Origin of the sequence: Pseudomonas sp. IT-P171 (assembly GCF_949767765.1) — a bacterium.
GTDB classification, from domain to species: Bacteria; Pseudomonadota; Gammaproteobacteria; order Pseudomonadales; family Pseudomonadaceae; genus Aquipseudomonas; species Aquipseudomonas fluorescens_B.
This window is the reverse complement of record NZ_CATKQN010000033.1, coordinates 243,015-265,961: the sequence shown is the minus strand read 5'-3', so window position 1 is coordinate 265,961 and position 22,947 is coordinate 243,015. Positions and strand designations below refer to the sequence as shown.

Annotated in this window: 19 protein-coding genes and 1 pseudogene; 12 read left to right on the top strand and 8 right to left on the bottom strand. The window is 57.4% G+C overall.

What is annotated here, in order from left to right; genetic code table 11:
- Window positions 1-34: 34 nt before the first annotated feature.
- The gene (locus tag ACM6I5_RS18620) at window positions 35-496 is read right to left on the bottom strand and encodes an anti-virulence regulator CigR family protein (RefSeq protein WP_414884379.1); all 462 of its coding nucleotides are present in this window, start codon (window positions 494-496) and stop codon (window positions 35-37) included.
- A 327-nt stretch (window positions 497-823) separates the two neighbouring features.
- On the opposite strand from ACM6I5_RS18620, the gene ACM6I5_RS18615 reads away from it, so the two are divergent.
- Window positions 824-1,279 carry a VOC family protein gene (locus ACM6I5_RS18615; protein ID WP_414878350.1) on the top strand — a complete coding sequence of 152 codons (456 nt, stop codon included), beginning with the start codon at window positions 824-826 and terminating at the stop codon, window positions 1,277-1,279.
- Window positions 1,280-1,329: 50 nt separating this feature from the next.
- Here the strand turns inward: ACM6I5_RS18615 and ACM6I5_RS18610 are convergent, their stop codons facing one another.
- Window positions 1,330-2,790 carry a transporter gene (locus ACM6I5_RS18610; protein ID WP_414884378.1) on the bottom strand — a complete coding sequence of 487 codons (1,461 nt, stop codon included), beginning with the start codon at window positions 2,788-2,790 and terminating at the stop codon, window positions 1,330-1,332.
- Window positions 2,791-2,920: 130 nt separating this feature from the next.
- Between ACM6I5_RS18610 and ACM6I5_RS18605 the strand changes: the two genes are divergently transcribed.
- From ACM6I5_RS18605 to ACM6I5_RS18595, 3 genes are all read left to right on the top strand, one after another.
- Window positions 2,921-3,409 carry an Lrp/AsnC family transcriptional regulator gene (locus ACM6I5_RS18605; protein WP_414878348.1) on the top strand — a complete coding sequence of 163 codons (489 nt, stop codon included), beginning with the start codon at window positions 2,921-2,923 and terminating at the stop codon, window positions 3,407-3,409.
- Window positions 3,410-3,653: 244 nt separating this feature from the next.
- Window positions 3,654-4,946 (top strand): MFS transporter, encoded by a 1,293-nt coding sequence (locus ACM6I5_RS18600; RefSeq protein ID WP_017338385.1) that lies wholly within the window; start codon window positions 3,654-3,656, stop codon window positions 4,944-4,946.
- A gap of 24 nt (window positions 4,947-4,970) precedes the next feature.
- Complete coding sequence (locus ACM6I5_RS18595; protein ID WP_017338384.1) at window positions 4,971-5,747, top strand: substrate-binding domain-containing protein; 777 nt, start codon at window positions 4,971-4,973, stop codon at window positions 5,745-5,747.
- Here ACM6I5_RS18595 and ACM6I5_RS18590 read toward each other — a convergent pair.
- Window positions 5,737-6,642, bottom strand: a complete 906-nt coding sequence (locus ACM6I5_RS18590; protein ID WP_414884377.1) for a LysR family transcriptional regulator — start codon at window positions 6,640-6,642, stop codon at window positions 5,737-5,739. The two genes, ACM6I5_RS18595 and ACM6I5_RS18590, sit on opposite strands and share 11 nt — an antisense overlap.
- Window positions 6,643-7,050: 408 nt before the next feature.
- Between ACM6I5_RS18590 and ACM6I5_RS18585 the strand changes: the two are divergent.
- The 4 genes and pseudogenes from ACM6I5_RS18585 to ACM6I5_RS18570 all read left to right on the top strand — a co-directional run.
- Window positions 7,051-7,983, top strand: a pseudogene (locus tag ACM6I5_RS18585) (LysR substrate-binding domain-containing protein); the annotation flags it as partial.
- Window positions 7,984-8,143: 160 nt separating this feature from the next.
- Window positions 8,144-9,598, top strand: coding sequence for an FAD-dependent tricarballylate dehydrogenase TcuA (tcuA, locus tag ACM6I5_RS18580; protein WP_017338381.1), 1,455 nt, complete (start codon window positions 8,144-8,146; stop codon window positions 9,596-9,598).
- Window positions 9,585-10,742 carry a tricarballylate utilization 4Fe-4S protein TcuB gene (gene tcuB / locus ACM6I5_RS18575; protein ID WP_414884376.1) on the top strand — a complete coding sequence of 386 codons (1,158 nt, stop codon included), beginning with the start codon at window positions 9,585-9,587 and terminating at the stop codon, window positions 10,740-10,742. Before tcuA ends, tcuB begins: the two co-directional genes overlap by 14 nt.
- Window positions 10,743-10,789: 47 nt before the next feature.
- Window positions 10,790-12,091 carry an MFS transporter gene (locus tag ACM6I5_RS18570; protein WP_031318821.1) on the top strand — a complete coding sequence of 434 codons (1,302 nt, stop codon included), beginning with the start codon at window positions 10,790-10,792 and terminating at the stop codon, window positions 12,089-12,091.
- A 483-nt stretch (window positions 12,092-12,574) separates the two neighbouring features.
- On the opposite strand, the gene ACM6I5_RS18565 is transcribed toward ACM6I5_RS18570, so the two are convergent.
- The 3 genes from ACM6I5_RS18565 to ACM6I5_RS18555 form a co-directional block, all read right to left on the bottom strand.
- Complete coding sequence (locus ACM6I5_RS18565; RefSeq protein WP_414884375.1) at window positions 12,575-13,438, bottom strand: PoNe immunity protein domain-containing protein; 864 nt, start codon at window positions 13,436-13,438, stop codon at window positions 12,575-12,577.
- Window positions 13,435-14,055, bottom strand: coding sequence for a hypothetical protein (locus ACM6I5_RS18560; protein ID WP_414884374.1), 621 nt, complete (start codon window positions 14,053-14,055; stop codon window positions 13,435-13,437). The genes ACM6I5_RS18565 and ACM6I5_RS18560 overlap by 4 nt, the downstream gene beginning before the upstream one ends.
- An 84-nt stretch (window positions 14,056-14,139) precedes the next feature.
- The gene (locus tag ACM6I5_RS18555) at window positions 14,140-15,066 is read right to left on the bottom strand and encodes a LysR family transcriptional regulator (protein WP_017338371.1); all 927 of its coding nucleotides are present in this window, start codon (window positions 15,064-15,066) and stop codon (window positions 14,140-14,142) included.
- A 243-nt stretch (window positions 15,067-15,309) separates the two neighbouring features.
- Here ACM6I5_RS18555 and ACM6I5_RS18550 point away from each other — a divergent pair, with 243 nt between their 5' ends.
- From ACM6I5_RS18550 to ACM6I5_RS18540, 3 genes are read left to right on the top strand one after another with little or no spacing between them, the layout of a single operon-like run.
- Complete coding sequence (locus ACM6I5_RS18550) at window positions 15,310-16,746, top strand: NAD-dependent succinate-semialdehyde dehydrogenase (RefSeq protein ID WP_414884373.1); 1,437 nt, start codon at window positions 15,310-15,312, stop codon at window positions 16,744-16,746.
- A gap of 12 nt (window positions 16,747-16,758) precedes the next feature.
- On the top strand, window positions 16,759-17,091 hold the full coding sequence (locus ACM6I5_RS18545; protein WP_017338369.1) for a carboxymuconolactone decarboxylase family protein: 333 nt from the start codon (window positions 16,759-16,761) through the stop codon (window positions 17,089-17,091).
- A 1-nt stretch (window position 17,092) separates the two neighbouring features.
- The gene (locus ACM6I5_RS18540; RefSeq protein ID WP_414884372.1) at window positions 17,093-18,094 is read left to right on the top strand and encodes an NAD(P)H-quinone oxidoreductase; all 1,002 of its coding nucleotides are present in this window, start codon (window positions 17,093-17,095) and stop codon (window positions 18,092-18,094) included.
- A gap of 204 nt (window positions 18,095-18,298) precedes the next feature.
- On the opposite strand, the gene ACM6I5_RS18535 is transcribed toward ACM6I5_RS18540, so the two are convergent.
- Complete coding sequence (locus ACM6I5_RS18535) at window positions 18,299-19,651, bottom strand: MFS transporter (RefSeq protein WP_414884371.1); 1,353 nt, start codon at window positions 19,649-19,651, stop codon at window positions 18,299-18,301.
- Window positions 19,652-19,836: 185 nt separating this feature from the next.
- Complete coding sequence (locus ACM6I5_RS18530; RefSeq protein WP_414879643.1) at window positions 19,837-20,874, bottom strand: LacI family DNA-binding transcriptional regulator; 1,038 nt, start codon at window positions 20,872-20,874, stop codon at window positions 19,837-19,839.
- A gap of 278 nt (window positions 20,875-21,152) precedes the next feature.
- On the opposite strand from ACM6I5_RS18530, the gene ACM6I5_RS18525 reads away from it, so the two are divergent.
- Window positions 21,153-22,937, top strand: a complete 1,785-nt coding sequence (locus ACM6I5_RS18525; RefSeq protein WP_414884370.1) for an IlvD/Edd family dehydratase — start codon at window positions 21,153-21,155, stop codon at window positions 22,935-22,937.
- The last annotated feature ends 10 nt before the right edge of the window (window positions 22,938-22,947 follow it).

Genomic DNA, 22,947 nt, shown 5'->3' with positions numbered 1-22,947 from the left:
CCGCCAGAACGATCGCCGAGTCTTCACTCATCCGTTAATCAAACGCCCCGTTGAGCACTTCGTAGATGAGCCCGGTTGCCAGCGCGACCAGTATCAAATCGGTGCCCGCTTGCTGCCATTCGTATCCGTCGTAGTGCGGCAGCCTGCCAATCAACCGACCGTCCAGTTTTTTCGCAATGCCGGGTGGAAGAGGCTTGCCCCGAGCGAGGTTTTTTTGAATGCCGGGTGGCAAAGCAGGGCCGGGACTCCAGTAATCCCTGTAACCGCCAATGATTCCGAGGATGCTGCCTCGATTGATGCTCGGGCCATGATCCCAATCACCGCCCCCGGCGTTTTTGCCTTTGCTGCCCTGATTGCCATGTACCTGGCTGTTTTGCGGGTTTCCCTTGCCGTTTCCCTGGCCCTTTCCATTACCGGGATCGGCCAGTGCAGTCGCTGAGCCGCTGACCAGCGCAAGACATGTAATCGCGACAACCAATGAGCGTGATTTGAGCATGAGTCGTTCCTTCAGTGTGGCGGGACATCTCTCTGAATCTTAGACGCTATTGACAGCGCGGGTTCCGATCCTGCGAGCCATGGGCTGTATGCCTATGAACAATTGGAGCTTCCCGCATGAAGATTGGACGGGAGCGTCCTTAATAGGAATTAGGACAAAAGAGGCATTTCGGCAGGCAACAACCGCAAAAAAGCAGACACTCTTCCTCACGGGTCGCCCATGTCTCATCCATGGGTGAATGGCATCACTTGGATGACTTTTCATGACGCCATCGAGTTCCGAAGGTGCGGTAGTTACCATGGACATCAATTCGGAAGGAGGCATGCCATGGATCTGAAGTTCAGCCACATCGATGTACTGGTCGAGAATCTCGAAGAAGCCTGTGATTACTACGCACAGATACTGAAAGCCAGGATCTCCAAAACGCTCGTCTGGGAAAGAGGTGGCTTGCATGTACGCTACGCGATTGCGCTGATCGGTCAGGAGCGTTTCATGTTGGTACAGCCACTGGCGGGGAATCTACGGGAGCTGTTGGACGCCTCGGGCGAGGGAATGATTTATCGCCATTGCTACTCGACACCCGACATCGAAAAAACCTATGACGAATTGATGGCGGCGGGTGTTCAACCGGAAGACGAAAACGGAAAGCCATTGGCCCGTGCGAACCTGCAATCCCCGTCCGGGACACGCATCATCTGGTTGCCCAAGCGCTTCGGTCACTTCTCTATCGAGATCCTGGAAGCCAAGGCGCTGGAAGCATTTGTCGAGGCTGCATTTGCCTGAGCACGTTCAAACTCGTTGTCGTGCCCAGACCGGCCAGCTCCCCGGCAATGCTATCCAAACCACCCGCTCAGCAACCCTGCGCCCAACGCGACCAATGCCGTATTGAGGCAGACCAGCGCGAAGCCAAACCTTACCAGTTCGCCCTCTTCCGTCGCCTGGGTTTTGGCAAGACCCAGGATCAGCATGACGATCGACAGCGAGCCCAGTGCGGCATGCCCTGCCGCGCTGTTCTGTACCGCTGCCAGCAACAGCCGAGAGTGTTCGGGCAACATCGCGATGGCCGGCATGAAGATCGCGTTGCCGCCCACGTTCGACCCCGTCATGTAGCCTGACAACGCACCAAAGAGGGCCACCAGCGACGTCGCGGCGGTGGGCGACAAGCCCGCCAGCAGTTGCATCAAGCCCGCGAGGAAGCCGGCCTTCACCATCATCTGCGACATCGCGAGAAAGAAAAAAATGGTCAGCAATGGCCGCCTCGCACGCGCCGCCAAGGCAGCAGGCACACTGATGTCGGACGCTGTCTGGCGTGGTGTGTTGCGCGTGTAAAAACCTAACCCGATCAGCACCAGAACCAGCGCCAGGCCGGGTGATGCCAGTGGCTTCCAGGTGACTTGGGCACCTTGTACGATCCAGCTGTCCTGCCAAGAGGTGATCGTCCACACCATCTTCAACGCGACGATGTAGACAATCAGCAACAGATACGGCCAGGCCTGACGCGGCCATTGCACTGAACCGCGCTCACTATCGCTGCGACGCAAGCGCCAAAGCCCGGCCGATAGAACGGCAACGGCCGTCACCAGGCCCGCGGCAACACCGGCCACTTCCGGCCCCAACCACCGACTGGCACTGTAAAGCACACCTACAAACAGCAGCCAGAAAACGCCCAGCGCCCTCCACTCCCGCCACTCACGAACGCCTGCCAGATAGAGCGCTATCGCACTGAGGGCGAAAAAAACCGGTGCGCTGGTGAGTGCCGAGGTCGACGCCAGCGCGGCGGCGTCCAGGTGAGCCAGCGAGGCGCCTATGACCGAAGCCAGGCCCAGCGTTCCCCACGGCATGATTGCCATGCCGGCGAGCGCTATGCGCAGCGCGACCCGGCGCTCGAAGAGGCTGAGCAACAGGGGCACCGTTGCGATCAATGACACGCCGAAGCCGGTCATCGCTTCCAGTAACGGTGCCAGCCCGAGAACGATGAACGCCACTTGATCGCCGCGTCGCAAACCCAGTGACCGCACCCATTGGCTCAGCGCCAGGTTGACGCCCAGGCGCTCGATAAAAATCACGAAGGCCAGACCCGGCACGATCACGAAGGCCGTGCTGGCAAACAGCACAGCGGTATCTTGAACGGCAGCCACCATACTGCTCGGCTGCCACGCTTCGGCAACGCCGGCGAGCCAGAGCACCACGACGAGTAGAGTGCCGGCGATGGCGGCATGAACGGGCGGCCGGCGCAGCACGACGAGCATGGCTGTCACCAACAGGACAGGGGAAAGATGAAACAGTGCGAGCATGCCAATTATCCTGTGTGAATTCCCGATCAAGGCGGCGAGAGCCGTCTGCAGGCAAGATAATATTTCTCGCAGCTAGATAAAGGGCCGCAGTTTTCTGGTAGTTTTCGAGAAATTTTCTCGCGGGCCTGACATGGCAAAAATCGACGCAGCCTCTGAACCACTGGACAAATTCGACCGTGCCATCCTGGACCTCGTCCAGCGCGACAACACCACACCGCTGCGCCTGATGGCCGAGCAGGTCAATCTCTCCACGGCCGCCGTGCAGCGCCGCATCAAGCGGATGGAAGAAAGGGGTGTCATCACGGGCAATGTCGCCATCGTCGATCCCACCGCCGTAGGACGGCCGATCACGATCATTGTGGAGGTGATGGCCGAGCGCACGAGTATCGAGGCACTGGAGGCGATGAAGGCACACTTCGCGGTGCCCGAAGTTCAGCAGTGCTACTACGTCACCGGCGAAGTGGATTTCGTCCTGGTGTTAACCGTTGCCAGCATGCAGGAATACCAGGCATTGGCGCGGCGATTGTTTGCCGAGAATGCCAACGTGACCTGGTTCAAGACCATCGTGGCGCTGGACCGTGTGAAAGTCGGGCTTGAGGTACCCAGCGTGCCGAGGTAATCGTTCCCTGAAGCTTTCAGTTGTCAGACCGATTGAAAACAACCTGGTACCCGGAAGTCGACGAAGGACCGTGCGTGAGCCGCTTACCGGCCCTGCCCTTTGCTTCCATTGATCTGTTTGATGCATTAATGAATGCCAACAATGCACTTATCATATCGATCCCCCTACTCCACCATTCGCCCTAATAAGATCCGTGCGCCGCGTCCAGGCAGCGCACGTCATAAAAGCGGTGGAGTACAGGTCAATGACAACATCAAACCCTTCCGGGCGTTCACGCGCCAGTGCGATTTTTCGAGTTACCTCGGGTAACTTCCTCGAACAGTTCGATTTCTTCCTTTTCGGCTTTTACGCTACGCAGATTGCGGCTGTGTTCTTCCCGGCCAGCAGTGAGTTTGCCTCCCTGATGATGACCTTCGCGGTGTTTGGCGCGGGTTTCCTGATGCGTCCGTTGGGTGCGGTGGTACTCGGTGCTTACATCGACGATGTGGGTCGGCGCAAAGGCTTGATCGTGACGCTGTCGATTATGGCCAGCGGCACGATTCTCATTGTGTTGGTGCCCGGTTACGAAACCATCGGGTTATTTGCACCCGCCCTCGTGCTGATCGGTCGCTTGCTGCAAGGCTTCTCGGCCGGTGCGGAAATGGGGGGTGTCTCGGTGTACCTCTCGGAGATCGCCACTCCGGGCAACAAAGGCTTCTTCACCAGTTGGCAGTCGGCCAGCCAGCAAGTGGCAATTATCGTCGCGGCGGCTTTGGGCTACGGATTGAATCAGTGGATGGCGCCCGCAATGATTGCCGATTGGGGCTGGCGGATTCCGTTTTTCCTCGGTTGCATGATCGTGCCGTTCATTTTTTTCCTGCGCCGTAACCTCGAAGAAACCAAGGAATTCGAAGCGCGCAAGCATCGGCCGAGTATGGGCGATGTGTTCCGCACTCTCGCGCAGAACTGGGTCATCGTGTTCGCCGGGATGATGATGGTCGCCCTCACCACCACGGCTTTTTACCTGATCACCGTGTACGCGCCAACCTTCGGCAAAACCGTGCTGCACCTGAGTACGTCCGATGCGTTATTGGTGACCTTGCTGGTTGGTGTTTCGAACTTCTTCTGGTTACCCATTGGCGGCGCGTTGTCTGACCGCATCGGTCGGCGTCCAGTGCTGATCGCCATGGCACTGTTAACCCTCGCCACTGCGTATCCAGCGCTGACTTACCTGGTCAACGCGCCCAGCTTCGTCAACATGCTGTTGGTCTTGCTGTGGTTGTCGTTCATTTACGGTTTGTACAACGGCGCGATGATTGCGGCGCTCACGGAAATCATGCCGGTCGAAGTTCGGGTCGCCGGTTTCTCCCTGGCTTACAGCCTGGCTACGGCGGTGTTTGGCGGCTTCACCCCGGCGATGTCGACTTTCCTGATTCAGTACACCGGCGACAAGGCCGCACCCGGTTACTGGATGAGTTTCGCCGCGCTGTGCGCCCTGTGCGCCACGTTATATCTCTATCGCCGCTCCACTTACCGCCTCCAATCAGCGATGTCTTGAACCTGCACTTTCGAGAAAATGACCATGAAAAAACTATTCAATGTTGCCGCCTTCGCCTTGTTGACCAGCCTCAGTCTGAGCACCCTGGTCCAAGCCGAAGAAATCCGCGTGATGACCTCCGGTGGTTTCACCGCTGCCTACAAAATCCTCGGCCCTAAATTTGCCGCATCTACCGGCCACACGCTCGACACCGCCCTTGGCCCGTCGATGGGCAAAGCGCCGGAAGCTATTCCCAACCGTCTTTCTCGCGGAGAAAAAGCTGATGTAGTGATCATGGTCGGCTACGCCCTCGATGACCTGATCAAGCAAGGCAAAGTTGATCCCGCTTCACGGGTTGAACTGGCCGATTCCCGAATCGGGCTCGTAGTGCGCGAGGGCGCGACGAAGCCGGACATCAGCTCCGTTGACGGACTGAAGAAGACCTTGCTCGACGCGAAGTCCATCGCCTATTCCGATAGCGCCAGCGGCGTGTACATCGAGAATCAGTTGTTCAAGCGCCTGGGCATTGAAGACCAACTCAAACCCAAATCGAAGATGATCTCGAAAATCCCCGTGGGCTCGGTGGTTGCCGCTGGCGACTACCAACTGGGCTTCCAGCAGGTCAGCGAATTGCTGCCCGTGCCGGGCGTAAGTTTTGTGGCAAAGATTCCAGAGTCGGTGCAATCGGTAACGCGTTTCGCTGCCGGCATTCCAGTGGGTGCGCAACACCCGGCTGAAGCCAAGGCGTTGCTGGAGTATTTGGCTTCCTCGACCGCTCAACCGGATGTAAAGGCCACCGGGCTGGATTCGGTCAGTCGCTGACCTGAACTTTCATTTCCACCACCAGCCGTTCCAGTTCCAACGCAGCCGGGGTCAACGTGCGACCTCGGCGCTTGATCAGGCCGACACTGCGCATCACTTGCGGGTCGGTCAGCGGCACCCGCGTCAGAATCGGATGATCAGTTGCCGGCATCGCCATCAGCGGCACCGCCGCGACCCCCAACCCCGCTTCCACCAAGCCGATCATCGTCGTCACATGCCGGGTTTCACAGATGCTCTGCCGGTGCGGCACGATTCCGGTCAGCGCCTGATCCAGCAAAAAGCGATTGCCCGAGGTCTTGTCCAGCGAGATGTAATCCTGCTGATAGAACTCATCCCAGGTCACGCTGGTTCGACCCGCCAACGGATGATCGCGCCGACAGGCCAGCACATAACCTTCCTGCACCAATGGCTCGAACTCGACTTCAGTCTCCAGCGTACCCATAAAGCTCAGACCGAAATCGGCTTCGCCATTGACGACGGCGCTGAGTACGTCGTGGGCGCTAGAGTCGAGCACTTTTACTTTGATCCTCGGGAACTGCCGGTGGTAATGGGCGATCACGCGCGGCATGAAGTAATACGCCGCCGAGGGCACGCAGGCCACCGTGACATGGCCGAGCCGGGTCGAGGCGACTTCGCTGATTCCCAGCAGCGCCACGTCCAGATCGTCCAGCAAGCGCTCGACGCTGGGCATGAAACCGCGCCCGGCCTGAGTCAAGCTGACCTTACGTGTAGTGCGTTCGAACAATCGTACGCCGAGGGCGTCTTCAAGTTTTTCGATACGCCGGCTCAGCGCAGGCTGAGAGATACGCACGGTGTCGGCGGCTTTGCGAAAACTGCCCTGCTCGACCACGGCGCGAAAAGCTTGCAGGTCGTTGAGGTCGAAGTTTATGGCCATGGTGCGCACTCGGGATCAGACAGATTGATCAGCTTATCCTATCAATGTACAAAATTATTCCACAATGCAGGTTCCGGTGAGGTTGGAGACCGTGTGCGAAATACGCTGGCTACGATCATCAGGAACTTAGAATTCATCAATATGACGCAGCGGTGCCGATGACCCCGCAATGAGTTCATCCTGACAAACAGCAACCGGCGAGGAGCGGTCATTCGACACTCCCTGTGCCAACCGTTATCAATGGCCTCAGTCTCGATGACAGCTTCGTGGCAACGGCTACAGTCCTCGACAAGGCGCACGCGCTCAACGGCCAACCCAAACCTGCGACAATGCTGCCTCGTCGGGCTTCGTAACTTGCGTGACAGACGTTCAGGTATTTGAATAACAAATTCGCGGGGAGCAGCCACATTGGAATTGAGACAACTGCGCTATTTCGTAAAAATCATCGAGCTGGGCAGCCTGGGGCGTGCGGCACTTGAACTGGACGTTGGTGTGTCAGCCCTCAGTCAGCAAATCTCCAAGCTGGAAAGCGAACTGTGCACCCGCCTCCTGAATCGAACCTCCACCGGCGTGACGCCCACTAGCGCCGGATTTGCATTTTTACACCATGCCCAATTGACGCTACGCCAGGCGGAAAACGCAATCATGGCCGCCCATCGCGGGCGAATGAGCGGTTATGTCAGCGTCGGCTTACCGCCGACTACCGCAACGGTGCTCGCGTTGCCGTTGATCAACGCAATGCGTGCGCGTTATCCGGACATACAACTGCATTTGGTGGAAATGCTTTCCGGCCACTTGGCGGCGCAGCTCAACGCACGGCAAATTGATCTGGCCATCCTCTTCCAGCTCGAAGGGGGGAAACGCTGGAGCGTGACTCCGCTGCTTGATGAAAAGCTGTTTGTCATTGCCTCGCCCAGCCTGCCTCAAGCGCCTTCTGGCGACAGCGTGCAGTTAGCCGACCTCGGCGGCCTGCCGCTGGTGATGCCCAGCGTGCAGCATGGGTTGCGTTCAACATTGACCAGCGCGTTCGAGCGGGTCGGGCTAACGCCCAATGTCATTATGGAGGTCGACGGCCTCGCTGTTTTGATGAACGCCGTTCGGGCCGGTCATGCAGCAACGATACAACCGGGGGCGGCCGCTGCATTGAAAGACGGGTCCGGACTTTCACTGATCAGGATTGCCGATCCCCATGTGGGCCGGCGTAATCTTCTGGCGACGCTGGCTGACGACGAACTCTCTCCGGCGGCGCTGGCAACGCGGTTGGTCATTGTCGATGTGGCGCGACAGCTGGTCGTCGACAAACAGTGGCCAGGAGCGACATGGATAGAAGGTGTAGACGCGTCACCCCGGACACATGAGTCCGTCTTGACGAAAAAGCCTTTAGAAAAACTAAACACCCCGCGTCAAATGCAGCCTTTCGGCCACTCCGTCCCCACCCTATCGTTCTCCCCACTCGCAAGGAGCACTTCGTTCCCGCTTCCTTGCAAATCGAGGAGCGATAATGATCGATGTCTTAATCATAGGGGGTGGCAACGCTGCCTTGTGCGCCGCTCTGATGGCGCGAGAAGCGGGCGCCAGCGTGATGCTGCTGGAAGCCTCTGCGAAAATCTGGCGCGGTGGCAACTCCCAACACACCCGTAACCTGCGGTGCATGCACGACGAACCGCAGGACGTGCTGATCGATGCCTATCCGGAAGAAGAATACTGGCAAGACCTGTTGAAGGTTACCGGTGGCCTCACGGATGAAAAGCTTGCACGCATTGCCATTCGGGCATCGTCTTCTTGCCGCGACTGGATGCGTTCGCACGGCGTGCATTTTCAGCCACCGCTGTCCGGCGCGCTGCACGTGGCGCGGACCAATGCATTTTTTATGGGCGGCGGCAAAGCGCTGGTCAATGCGTATTTCCGCAGCGCCGAGCGCCTGGGTGTAAAAGTTCGCTACAACACGCAAGTGACCGACATCGAGCTGGATGGGGGGAAATTCGTCGCCGCCCACGTGGGCGAACATGAGGTCGACGGTCAGCATTTCGCCGCGGAACGCATTGAAGCCCGAGCCTGCGTATTGGCGGCTGGCGGCTTCGAATCCAACCGTGAATGGCTACGCGAAGCCTGGGGTCAGAACGAGCGCGGTGAATGGCCATCGGACAATTTCCTGATCCGGGGCACCCGATTCAACACCGGCATTTTGCTACGGCGCATGCTCGACCTTGGCGCAGATGTGATCGGCGATCCGACGCAAGCACACATGGTCGCGATTGATGCCCGCGCGCCACTCTACGACGGCGGCATCTGTACCCGTATCGACTGCGTATCGCTGGGTGTGGTGGTCAATCGTGATGGCGAACGCTTCTACGACGAAGGTGAGGATTTCTGGCCAAAGCGTTATGCGATCTGGGGGCGTCTGGTGGCCGGACAACCCGGTCAGCAGGCGTATTCGATCATCGATCAACAAGCCATCGGCCGCTTCATGCCGCCGGTCTTTCCCGGAACCACCGCCAATACCCTGCAAGACCTTGCCCGTCAGTTGCAGCTGCCTCAAGAAAAATTCGTCAAGACTGTCGAGGACTACAACAACGCCTGCCGCGTTGGCACGTTCGACCACACGGCGTTGGACGACTGCCACACCCAAGGACTGACGCCCGCCAAAACCCATTGGGCGCGGCCATTGGTGAAACCACCTTTCTACGCCTACCCGCTTAAACCGGGTGTCACGTTCACCTACCTCGGCCTCGCCACCGACGAAACCGCTGCCGTGCATTTCAACGGCAAAGCGAGCCCCAACCTGTTCGTCGCGGGAGAAATGATGGCCGGCAATGTTCTGGGCAAGGGCTACACCGCCGGCATCGGCATGGCCATCGGTACCGCGTTTGGCCGTATCGCCGGTGTGCAGGCGGCTGCTTCGGTGGGCTTTGGCGTTTCATCTGCAAACTCGGAGTCTCGACATGCAACTGTTTGATCCCCAAGCGTCGGGCGGGCTGATCCCGGTGTTGAATCTTGACGAAAGTGAAGTCCAGCGGCAGATGACCATCTGCAATGCCTGCCGTTATTGCGAAGGCTTTTGCGCGGTATTTCCGGCGATGACCCGGCGCCTGGAATTCACCCAGGCCGACATCCATTACCTGGCGAACTTGTGCCACAACTGCGGCGCGTGCCTGCACGCCTGTCAGTACGCCGCCCCACACGAATTCGACGTCAACATACCCAAAGCCATGGCCAAAGTGCGCCTGGATACTTACGCCGAATACGCCTGGCCGCCAGTGATGGGCAGGTTGTATCAGCGCAACGGCCTGACCCTGGCGCTGGCTTCCGGTGGGGGACTGGCCTTGTTTTTATGCCTGACCCTGATGCTCATGGGCAACCTGTTCACGGCCATTCCCGGGGGCAACTTCTACAAGATTTTCCCGCATAACACCCTGGCGCTGATGTTCGGCTCAGTGTTCGGCTTTGCGGTACTTGCCCTGACCCTGGGTGTACGGCGCTTCTGGCGCAACGTTTCACCGGTCGCAGCGCCACTGCCGTTGAAAGCGTCCGCTGCATTGGAGGCTACGGCCAACGTCGCGAAACTCAAATACCTGGACGGTGGCCATGGCGAGGGCTGCAACAATGCCGATGATAAATTCACCTTGTGGCGACGCCGATTCCACCACCTCACCTTCTACGGCTTCATGCTGTGCTTCGCCGCCACCGGTGTCGCCACGCTCTTTCACTATCTGCTGAAGTGGTCGGCGCCTTATCCGATCTTCAGCTTGCCGGTGATGTTGGGTATTGCCGGTGGCATCGGCCTGCTGATCGGCCCGGCGGGTCTTCTTTGGCTGAACCTGCGTCGCAACCCTGCGCACGGCGACGAGAACCAAAAACCCATGGATCGCGGCTTCATCGCGCTGCTGTTTCTGGTCAGCGCAAGCGGCCTGGCGCTCCTGGCGTTGCGCGAAACCAGCGCCCTGGGCTTGATGTTGGCTATCCATCTCGGCCTGGTCATGGCGTTTTTCCTGACCATGCCCTACAGCAAATTCGCCCATGGAATATTCCGCAGCGCAGCGCTGCTCAAACACGCCATCGAGAAGCGTCAACCCAACCCGATCAACGCCGGCAGCGACTGACGGCTGAAGCACTCATTCCAAAAACAATAGTGAGCATAACGGTAGCCATGATGAAAACGACAACGGCAACAACCCGAGCCAAGGGGTCCAAATTGGGCGCCATTTTGCGGGTCACCAGCGGTAATTTTCTCGAGCAGTTCGACTTCTTTCTGTTCGGGTTCTACGCGACCTACATCTCCCGGACGTTCTTTCCAGCCACCAGCGAGTTTGCCTCGTTGATGATGACCTTCGCGGTATTCGGCTCCGGATTCCTGATGCGTCCGTTAGGCGCCATTGTGCTGGGGGCGTACATCGACAAGGTGGGCCGTCGCAAGGGGCTGATCGTGACGCTGTCGATCATGGCCGCCGGCACCGTATTGATCGCCCTGGTGCCGGGCTATGCCGCCATCGGCGTGGCGGCACCGATTCTGGTGTTGTTGGGCAGGCTGCTACAGGGCTTCTCCGCCGGCGCGGAAATGGGCGGCGTTTCCGTGTATCTGGCGGAAATTTCCACCCCCGGTCACACCGGTTTCTACACCAGTTGGCAATCGGCCAGCCAACAGGTGGCGATCGTCGTCGCGGCCGCGTTGGGCTACACGATCAATGCCACGATGCAAGCCGCTGAAATCGCCGATTGGGGCTGGCGTATTCCGTTCTTCATTGGCTGCGTGATCATCCCGTTCATTTTCATTATTCGTCGTTCACTGGAAGAAACCGCTGCCTTCACGGCTCGCAGCCATCGTCCAACAACTCGCGAAGTTTTTCGCTCGATGCGTGACAACTGGCGCACCGTACTGGCGGGCGGTTTGCTGGCGTCCATGACCACCACCACGTTCTACCTGATTACGGTCTACACACCGACGTTTGGCAGGACAGTACTGAACTTGAGCACCACCGACAGCCTGGTGGTCACATTGCTGGTCGGCATCAGCAACTTTATCTGGCTGCCTATCGGCGGCGCCCTCTCCGACCGCATTGGCCGTCGGCCACTGTTGCTGGCGATATCGTTGCTGTGCATCTTCACTGCTTATCCCGCCATGCACTGGCTGGCAGAGGCGGCGAGTTTCGAACGACTGCTCGCTGTCCTGCTGTACTTCTCATTCTTCTTTGGCATTTACAACGGCGCCATGGTCGCGGCACTGACCGAAGTCATGCCACAGAACGTGCGGGTCGTCGGGTTTTCACTGGCCTTCAGTCTGGCCACCGCGGTGTTTGGCGGTTTTACCCCGGCAATCTCGACGCTGCTTGTCCAGGCCACGGGCGATAAGGCATCACCTGCCTACTGGCTGATGTTCGCGGCGGTGTGCGGGTTCACGGCGACGACGATTCTGTATCGTCGGCAAAAAGCTTTGGCAGTCAGAACCGTTTAGTTCCTCGATCGCCGACGCTTACCACGCGTCGATCCGCGGCGGAAACCGAATGAGAGGGGTTTGAGGTCGATTTCTGTCTTTCGTCAGGACAGTGATCGGCCTCAGCCCCTATCAATGGGCATAGACAGATACTTCGAATAATTTCTCAATATGTGGCCCTTGATTCCCCTCGATCAAGGGCCCCAAGCAGAGATGCTGCTTTTCCAAAAGCGCAAGAGGCGGTCGATTCAACACCGGACGAGATCTAACTTGCACTTATTCGTATGGTCCATGACCGGCTTTATTGCGATTGATGCCGTTCACGTCAGACAGCTATCGACCCAAAGCTGCATGTCTTAACAAGAAGCTTAACTCCCTGAGAAAGTCATCCGTGACAGGCAGAAGGCGTTTGCTGCCCTGCTAGTATCACAGTTTGTATTGTTTGTGCCCTGTGTTATCGGCGCTGTACCATTCAACTGAAGATGATGGTTTCTCATTTACCAGTTATTTTTCTCGACCGATTCTAAAGAAGCCCAGCCAACTCCGCTTTTTTTTACTTTCCGTGGGCACCCTGTGCGTGCTCGGACCATTTGGGCGCAGCAAATCGCCGGGATAATGTGGATGACCCAAACACTGACTGTCATCCAGCTTGAAAACCTCCACCGCAGCAACAGCCTCAATGCACCAACGTCCGAAATAGCTGCCCATCTCAAGAGGATGCTTTTCTGGGTCACCGTAGTGATACCACCAGGGCTGCTTGCCACGGCGATTGAGTTCTGGATACCAAGCGTCTACGAACGCTCGCAGAAGCTTTGCTTGTTGCTCTTTGGGTGCATCAATGGTTTCAAGCAGTCGGGTGTAGGGCTTTGGATGCAGGACAACTGCTCCAACAGCACGGGAGTGCTGACGCCTGGCGATCACTCGGTCCAGCAAGATGTCCTGCCCCTCCTGACCAATGAGGGCAAGCAGTCGGTTCCATTGATCGTCAGGAATGTGGAGGACGAGCGCCAGCCCCACTAGCCAGAAGCACCAGATGTAGTGGTTGAGGTCCGATAGATCGAATACCCAATCGCGGCAGGTTTTGAGATTGTGTTCGGCACACACCCTATCTGCTAGGTCATTCGACAACTCCCAAGTATCGAGAAGTCGGGGGAACAACTGATCAATATCGAGAACAGAATCGCCTTGGGAATAGCGCCGGAGAATAAGACGCAAAATATCCCTTGAAAGATCAAATGAGAATTGAGGGTCGTATACTGGATTATGTGATGGCTCAGATAAAAGTTTTTCCGCTTTGCCTATCCATGCAAAATCTTTAGCCACTTGCTCACGCCAGTAGCTTCCGCCCGCGACTGAGTCCCGGATCATGGCTGTGCTCCTGAAAGATTTGTTTTTGAAGCCAATATTTTTGACGTATCGACGGGCTTTAGCTTGCCCAGAGAATCCAGCACCTGGATTTCAGTCGACCCATTTGCTCCAGTGGTCACAACCCATGTCTCAGTACGGCCTGTCTTGATGGCTGCGGCTATATCACGAGCTGAGTCAATTCCCACAGCTTTTTCCAACAGACCGCTTCCCAGTGACCAGCTTTCACTTCCCTGTTTACCATCATTCGTATTTATCAGACCCGCATTGCCGCCCTTTTTGGGGTCACCAACAAATTTATACTCGATAACCACATAATCTACATCCGGACGATTGACCCGGAACAAGTCGTCAATACCGGTCTCGCCCACCCCTTGCATTCTCGCCAGTTTTTCGCCCTCAGGCACTATTTGTCGCACGGTCGATTCACCGAACACTTCTCCGATGACTCGTTTCTGATCATTGCTGAGGGATTTCAGATCGATCAGCGCATTGCCTTTGCTATCAACAATGCCTCCACTTTTTATAAAGGCCTGCTCCGCCAAGCGATCAATGACCTCATCCAGTTTTTTGCCAATAACCTCAGCGGCCTTTTCGGATAGCCGCAGCGGTTGCAGCAACGGTTGATCAACCGGTTCTTACAATAATTGCGCCTCAGAGCGTTTCCTGACCGAGGCGCAAGTACCTTTATTACTAGTCACTTTTCAATCGATGAGTTCTTTAGCAGTGGTTGCCAGCTCACTGCCAACCTGATGTTTTAACACATCAATAAAGCGAGTTATCTTTGCGTCGACAAACTGTCGAGAGGTATAGACGGCATAAACGTTGCGCTCGTACGTGTGATAGTCAGGCAAGACCCGCACCAGCTTCCCTGAGCGCAAGTCGTCGATGGCCGTGAATCCTGCCAGCAAGCCGATCCCAGCGCCCTCCCTTATGGCAACCGCCATCGCGTCCATATCATTCACGCTGAAACTTGGCCCCGTGGGCGCAAATTTCGCGTCACCCGCCTTGCTCTTCAACTGCCACTCATCCCTCACATAGTCCACAGTGCCCAGCAGCAGGCATTGGTGATCGCTGAGATCCTCTGGGGTCAGCGGGGCCGCATGCCTCTTCAGATAGTCTGGAGACGCTACCAAGACACAATGGCTGATTCCAATCTTCTGACTGACATACGCGGAATCCGGCAGCGTTCGGGCAATCAGGATCGAGACATCCAGTTGGTCTTCCAGCAGGTTGGGCATTCGTTGGGACAGCATTAAATCCACGGTCACATCCGGAAATTCCTTGCGGTACTCCAGCACGGCGCCGGTGACCAGTTGCCTCGCCAGTCCGGGTACGCAATGCACACGTAGAGTTCCCCTGGGATTCAAGGCTGCATTGCTCGCTTCGGCTTCCGCACTCTCAAGGTCTGCCAAAATTTTCGTGCACCGCTCATAAAACCGCCGGCCCGCATCGGTCACCGAGAGACGCCGAGTCGAGCGTTGCAACAGACGGGCGTCGAGTACGTTTTCAAGTGCGGACACAGCACGCGATACGTTACCTACTGTGGAGTCCAGATGGTTTGCCACGGCAGTGAAACTGCCCATCTCGACAACCTTTACGTACACCGACATGTTCGAAAGTTTATCCATCCCGACCTTCCTGTAGATCTGACAATTACCCGTGATAACGAGCGATTGCCCCAGATGCTACACGCTCCTCCCTGTGCTCGATATTACTTCTGGGTACAACAATGATTCCCTTTTGGCCGACTAAATCAAATGGCTCACCTTCCATAGACTTGGTTGCACAGGCCGCCTGAACAGGCCCTGCGGCACAGCCACTCAGGCGCCGATCTTCATACGAATCCCTGACAACCAACTGAAGGCCAAATCATGAACAGTTCATACGATCCGCTTTATCTTTTTATCGGTGGTGAATGGATCAGTGCCGAAGGGCGCGATTCAGCCTCTGTCGTTAACCCGGCAACCGGACGTGAAATCGGACGCGTCCCCCTCGCCACCGCAGTCGACCTTGATCACGCCCTTGAAGTGGCTCGACTGAGCTTCGAAGAATGGCGCCAGACCGTACCTGACAAACGCGCAAAAATCCTGAAACGGGCCGCCGATCTGATCCTGGAACGAGCGCCTCACATTGCAGCGCAGATGACACTGGAAGAAGGCAAGCCGCTGGGTGAAAGCATGGATGAGGTTACCCGTGCATCTGAGTACTTTGAGTGGTTCGCCGAAAGCGCCCGTCGTATTGACGGCCGTGTTGTACCGGCCAACCGTCCAGGCGTACTGCAACTGGTAAAACGCCAGGCCATCGGACCTGTGGCGGCATTCACACCGTGGAATTTCCCGGCCATTACTCCCGCTCGCAAACTCTCGGCAGCTTTGGCCGCCGGTTGCAGCGTCATTCTCAAGCCAGGCGAAGAAAGCCCCTCCACGGCGCTGGCCCTGGCTCGCGCCCTCGACGATGCAGGATTGCCTAAAGGTGTACTGCAAGTGGTCTTTGGCGTCCCGGATCAAGTGTCCAGTCACCTGATCGCCTCACCGATCATTCGTAAGGTGACATTTACCGGCTCAGTGCCCATCGGCAGACTCCTGTCAGCCCGAGCAGCCGAGGGCGTCAAGCCAATCACCCTTGAACTGGGTGGCCACGGACCCGTGCTGGTCTTTGAAGACGCAGACATTGAAAAGGCCGCTGTTGAGGGTGTCGCGAACCGGTTTCGAGGGACTGGCCAGGTCTGTATCTCCTCCACCCGTTTTCTGATCCAGCGTGGCGCATATGAAAGGTTTGTCGATCATTTTGTCGCTGCAACCAAAGCCCTGAGAATCGGTAATGGCCTGCATCCGCAGACGCAGGTCGGACCGCTCGCCAACCCAAGGCAGCTGGCAAAGATGGAAGAGCTGATAGCCGATGCCGTGGAGAAAGGTGCACGAGTATTGGTCGGTGGCGAGGCCTTACCAGGTGAAGGTTTTTTCTTCCAACCCACGGTTCTGGCAAATGTCCCCATGAACGCCCGCGTCATGCACGAAGAACCGTTCGGGCCCATCGCCGTGTTGATGCCTTTCGATGACCTGACTGATGGCCTGAAAGAAGCCAACCGCTTGCCCTACGGACTTTCAGCCTACGCGTTCACCTCCAGCGCTCGAACTGCAATTGACGTCGCTGACGGCTTGGAGGCCGGGATGATCGGGATCAACCAATACCGCATCGTCGCCACCGAGCTGCCTTTCGGTGGAATGAAAGAAAGCGGTCACGGCTCGGAAGGCGGCATTGAGGGCATTGAGCACTATCTCACCAACAAATTTATCAGCCAAGTTTAAGGAAACTGTCCCATGTCCAATATCAATTTCAGCAGTCCTCGCGAAGCGGCCCGAGCGTTTACACCGAAACTGTCGCAATTCGTCGACTCAACGCTCTACCCGCAGATCTGGAGCGATCCCGCGTTGTCCCCCCGTGACCGCAGTCTGATCACCGTGGCCGCATTGATTGCCGGTGGTCACTCAGAAGAGTTGCCTGCACACCTACGGCGGGCGGTCAGCAATGGGGTGACTCATGACGAAATTGCGGCGGCGATTACCCACCTGGCGTTTTACGTGGGCTTCCCTGGCGCCATCACCGCGTCTGCTATTGCCAATGCAACGTTTACCGAATCGGAGCAAAGCTAAGATGAAAGCCATCAACATCAGAGAATTCGGCGCGGCGGACGTCCTGGAACTCGCAGATGCTCCCAATCCTGAAGTACGCCCTACCGACCTGCTAGTGCGTGTCTATGCTGCGGGCGTGAACCGTGCGGATCTGACTCATCGAACCGGCGGATATGGTCATCCGAATTTCGGCGACTCGCTGATTATCGGGTTGGAAATCGCTGGTGAGGTGATTGACAAAGGTAGCGCGGTTACGGGGTTCGAGGTGGGAGATCGAGTGATGGGCGTCGTCGGAGGCGGCGCCTATGCCGAACTGGCACGCATCGACTACCGCATGGCCATGCACATCCCTGCGCAGCTCGACTATGTGCACGCGGCGGCAATTCCCGAGGTCTTCGTCACCGCCCATGAAGCGATGATGCACCTGGCCCGGCTGAAATCCGGCGACTCAGTATTGATTCACGCTGCCGCTGGAGGCGTAGGGTCTGCCGCAGTGCAATTGGCATACGCCACAGGCGCCACGGTGTATGCGACAACCGAAGGCAGCAAGTTATCGCGTGTGGAGCACTTGGGGGCCGATATCGCCATTGACTACAAGAAACAGGATTTCGCCGAAGTCATTGCCGATAAAACCGATGGTCGAGGCGTCGATGTCGTTATCGACTTTGTTGGCGAGCCCTACTTCGCACGCAACGTCGCGTCTCTTGCTCACGGTGGCCGCATGATCCAGGTCGGTATCCTTGGCGGTGGCGGCAAAGTGACTGTGGAGCTGGAGCACATCCTCTACCGTCACTTGCAAATCATCGGTACGGTCATGAAGTCCCGCACGCAGCCAGAGAAACACGCCATGATCAATCGCTTTCGCGAGCATTGGCTTGATCGCTTCGATGGCGCTGGAAGCCTGGAGCCGGTCGTTGATAGCACTTTCCCGCTGTCACAGGCTGCCGATGCCCATCGCCGGATGGAGTCATCCGAGAACGTTGGGAAAATTATCTTGACGATGCAGCCTGAAGACTTGATTTAAAGTTTGGTCGATTCGTCGATAGACATGAAAACGGTGTCATTGGAGGACACCGTTTTCGGGTGGACAACTGCCTTGCTGGGCGTTCCTGAACGGATTCAGAGCCAGAACTGCTTCTCACGAGCGGACTGAATCAAAACGCCTCTCGCTGCACAGCTCCGCCGTCGACCCTGCTCACGGAACAGGGTCGGGCGAATCGACGGTCAATCAGGCATTGATGTCTCTGGATAGCATCGATTTTGGAATCAGCAGGATCAACACACAGCTGACGAGCAGGCAACCACCCAGGACATAGGTGCCGTTGTTCATGTCGCCGGTCAGTGTCTCGGCCATGGCTGTAATCATGGAACCGGTGAACCCGGAGAGGTTGCCGATTGCGTTGATCATGCCGATACCCGCTGCTGCAGCCACACCCGATAAAACCGTGCCGGGCAATGTCCAGAAAATTGGCATCAGGCTCAGCAACCCTGATGCGGAGATGCTGAGGAAGAAAATCGACACCGGCAGGTTATGGGCGAAGAAGGCGCTGCCAATCAGGCCCATCCCGCCAATGAATGCCGGGATGGCCGCGTGCAATCGGCGCTCACCGGTTTTATTGGAGTGCCAGGCGTTGAGGGTCATGGCGACGATGGCGGTGGCGTAGGGAATCGCGGTCAGCAAACCGATGTGCAGGGTGTTGGAAATACCGGTGGACTTGATGATCGTCGGCATCCAGAACGCCAGTCCGTAAAAACCGGTGTTGAACGTCAGCAGAATCAACACCAGTAACCACACGCGACCGTTGAAGATCACATCCCGAAGGCTGGAAGCCTTCGCCGTATTGTCTCGGTCGAGGTTGTTTTTGAGCATGTTCTTTTCTGCCGTGCTCAACCACTTGGCATTGTCGATTTTATCGACCAGCAACGTCACCACGACAACGGCCATGATCAACGACGGGATGCCTTCGATGATCAGCATCCACTGCCAGCCGGCCATGCCATGGACACCCTGCATCGCGCCCATCAACCACCCGGAAAGAATCCCGCCCAATGTCAGGCTGATCGGCATGGCCATCAGAAAGCCCGCCATTACACGGCTTTGGCGATGCGTCGGAAACCAGTAGTTGAGGTAAAGAATCACCCCTGGGAAGAAACCGGCTTCGCAGATTCCCAGCAGGAAGCGCAGCACGTAGAACATGGTTTCCGATTCAATGTGAAAGAACTTGGCCAGCGGCACGGTAAAGGCTACCGCCATGGAGACAATGCTCCAGCTGATCATGATGCGGGCGATCCAGAGGCGTGCACCGAAGCGATGGAGGAACAGATTGCTAGGGACTTCGAAGAGGAAATAACCCCAGAAGAAAATGCTCGCGCCCAGGGCGTAGACCGTGTTGCTGAATTGCAGATCGTTGAGCATGTCCAGCTTGGCAAAGCCGATATTCACCCGATCCAGGTACGCCGCCATGTAGCAGAACAGCAGGATCGGCAGGATGCGCAGGATGACTTTGCGGTAGGTACGATCCTCGGAGGTAAGCTCCGCCGAGCCCTCTCCTTCGAGAGGACGCTGAGATACTGATTCCATGTGTTGACCTCAAGGCATGTCGTCATGCCGATTGTTTTTGTTTTTGGCTTGCGACCTTGAGTTCCTTGGGCTGACCTAGGCCAATCCACAGGGAAAAAAGACGCTGCAAGTTAGTCTGTTACCGGTAACATTTTTAATCTAGCAATTAAATTCGACGCAAAGCAAGCGCGCCCGGTTAAAAAAATTCAGGTGCTTTCGCGCGCCAGGATTTTGAATTCGACGACATCGGACGCCTTCGGACGAGGCAGTCCAAGACGCTGGGCAGCGGCACTGGCAACCAGCAACTCACCTGCGCGGCGGCCAATTCCGTAGGGGTCGACCGAAACCGTGGTGATCGTCGGCGTGCAGTACCGTGAGACTTCGAAATCACCAAAACCGGCGATCGCAATGTCCCCGGGCACCCGTCGCCCTTGCCGATGGCATTCCATGATCGCGCCGAACGCTGACAGGTCACTGACGCACATGACCGCGTCTGTGTCCGGCCACTTCTCCAGCAGTCTCTTCACGGACTCTCCGCCATGGCTCATGGTGATAGGCGACTCGCCATATTCCATCACCCGGGGCTCACCTGCCCCCAACGCCGCGACAGCCTGAAGGTAGCCTTGCTGACGTTGCTGTCCTCGATGGTCGAGAACCGACGCGCCACCGATGTAACCAATTCGCCGATAGCCTTGCTGATACAGATATTCGTACAACGCCGCGGCGGCGGACACGTTACAAAATCCAACTGATTGCTCGATAGGATCGGTTGGAATATCCCAAGTCTCTACAACGGGAACCTGTGCTTGGCGTAGAAGTTTACGGGTTTCGTCCAAATGCGCGCTGCCCGTCAACATCACCCCTACCGGCCGGTGGCGTAGCAATGTGCGTACCAGCAATGCCTCCTGCTCCAAGTGGTAATCCGTGTCACCCAACAGCAGACAGAGCCCATGTTCGCTAACGGCATCATTCAGGCCGCGGACGGTGTCGGCAAAGTTCGAACTCGCCAAAGACGGCACCAGCGCAACGATAAATTCCGAACGTCCGGTGGCCAGGGTTCCTGCAGAGGCATCAGGCAGATAGCCGAGCGTTTCAATCGCCTCGTGGACCAGCTTTTGCGTGCGCTCTGAGACGTCGCGACCGGCCAGGACCCGGGAAACCGTCATTTTCGAAACACCGGCCAGTTTGGCGACGTCGGCCATTCGCGGCGGCGTGGTGGGTTTGCCTGAATCCTCGTAACTCATGAACGTCCTGTTTTTCTGAAAATGACCGGGCGGGCCCTGGAAATCAACGCCGCCAACACAGATGGTCGCTGATTATACATGGCCGTTGGCAGGCCGACCTCTGCTCCTTGCAAAGGCGTCCAGCGCCCATTCGAACATCGAGATTGGGTCTTTACAAATAAAATGTTACCGGTAACATCAAGCCATTCGAACGCCGACGGCGGTGATGATTCGCCTGTTTGTCGTCTCCTGCGGTGGTTCACTTTCCGCTGATATGCCTCTAACAAGAGATAAAAACCATGCCCGAAAACACTCCTCTGCCTCTGCGAAGTCAACAATGGTTTGACGATCCCAGTCATGCTGACATGACCGCGCTCTACGTCGAACGCTTCATGAATTACGGTATGACGCGCGAGGAGTTGCAATCGGGCCGTCCCATCATCGGCATCGCTCAAACCGGTAGCGATCTCGCGCCGTGCAACCGTCATCACCTCGAACTCGCGCAACGCACCAAAGCAGGTATTCGCGATGCCGGCGGCATTCCGATGGAGTTCCCGGTGCACCCGATGGCCGAACAAACCCGGCGTCCAACTGCCGCACTGGATCGCAACCTGGCGTACCTGGGCCTGGTCGAGATTCTTCATGGGTACCCGCTGGATGGCGTGGTGCTGACCACTGGCTGCGACAAGACCACCCCTGCCTGTCTCATGGCGGCCGCGACGGTCGATATCCCGGCGATCGTCTTGTCGGGCGGTCCAATGCTTGATGGGCACCACAAAGGCAAATTGATCGGCTCCGGCACGGTGCTGTGGCATGCGCGCAACCTGCTCTCCAGTGGAGAGATCGATTATGAAGGCTTCATGGAGATGACCACGGCGGCCTCTCCTTCGATCGGTCACTGCAACACGATGGGCACCGCGTTGTCGATGAACGCGCTGGCCGAAGCGCTGGGTATGTCCCTGCCCGGCTGTGCGAGCATTCCGGCCGCCTATCGTGAACGCGGCCAGATGGCGTATGCGACTGGCAAGCGCATCGTCGACATGGTCCGTCAGGATATTCGTCCTAGCCAAATCATGACCCGCGAAGCCTTTGAAAATGCCATTGCCGTGGCGTCGGCCTTGGGGGCGTCGACCAATTGCCCGCCGCACCTCATCGCTATCGCGCGGCACACCGGCATCGATCTCAGCCTGGAAGACTGGCAACGGATTGGCGAAGACGTGCCCCTGCTGGTCAATTGCATGCCCGCCGGGAAATACCTTGGCGAGGGATTCCACCGCGCGGGCGGCGTCCCGGCAGTCATGCACGAACTGCAGAAAGCCGGGCGACTGCATGAAGGCTGCGACACGGTCTCGGGCAAGACCGTTGGCGAGATCGTCAGCCATACGGCCGCCAGCGATACCGATGTGATCCACGCGTACGAAAATCCCTTGATTCAACGGGCCGGGTTCATCGTGCTGAGCGGTAATTTCTTCGACAGCGCCATCATGAAGATGTCGGTGGTGGGCGAAGCATTCCGCAAAACCTACCTGTCCGAGGCGGGCGCGGAAAACAGTTTCGAAGCCAGAGCCATTGTTTTCGATGGCCCCGAGGACTATCAGGCGCGCATCAATGACCCGGCTCTGGACATCGACGAGCGTTGCATTCTGGTGATTCGGGGCTGCGGCACCGTGGGTTATCCAGGCAGCGCCGAAGTGGTCAACATGGCCCCACCCGCAGCACTGATCAAACGAGGCATTGACTCCCTGCCCTGCCTGGGTGATGGACGCCAGAGCGGGACCTCGGCCAGCCCGTCGATACTCAACATGTCCCCTGAAGCCGCGGTGGGGGGCGGCATCGGTTTGCTGGAAACCAATGATCGCCTTCGCGTCGACCTCAACGCTCGCCGCGTCGATCTACTGGTGGATGAGAGCGAAATGGCACGCCGTCAGGCGGCGTTCAAACCGTCCTTTCCAGCCTCGCAAACGCCATGGCAGGAACTCTACCGACAGCAGGTTGGCCAACTCTCGACCGGTGGTTGCCTGGAGCCCGCGACCTTGCACCTGCGGGTCATCGCACGCAGCGGCGACCCACGTCATTCCCACTGATTCGCCACTT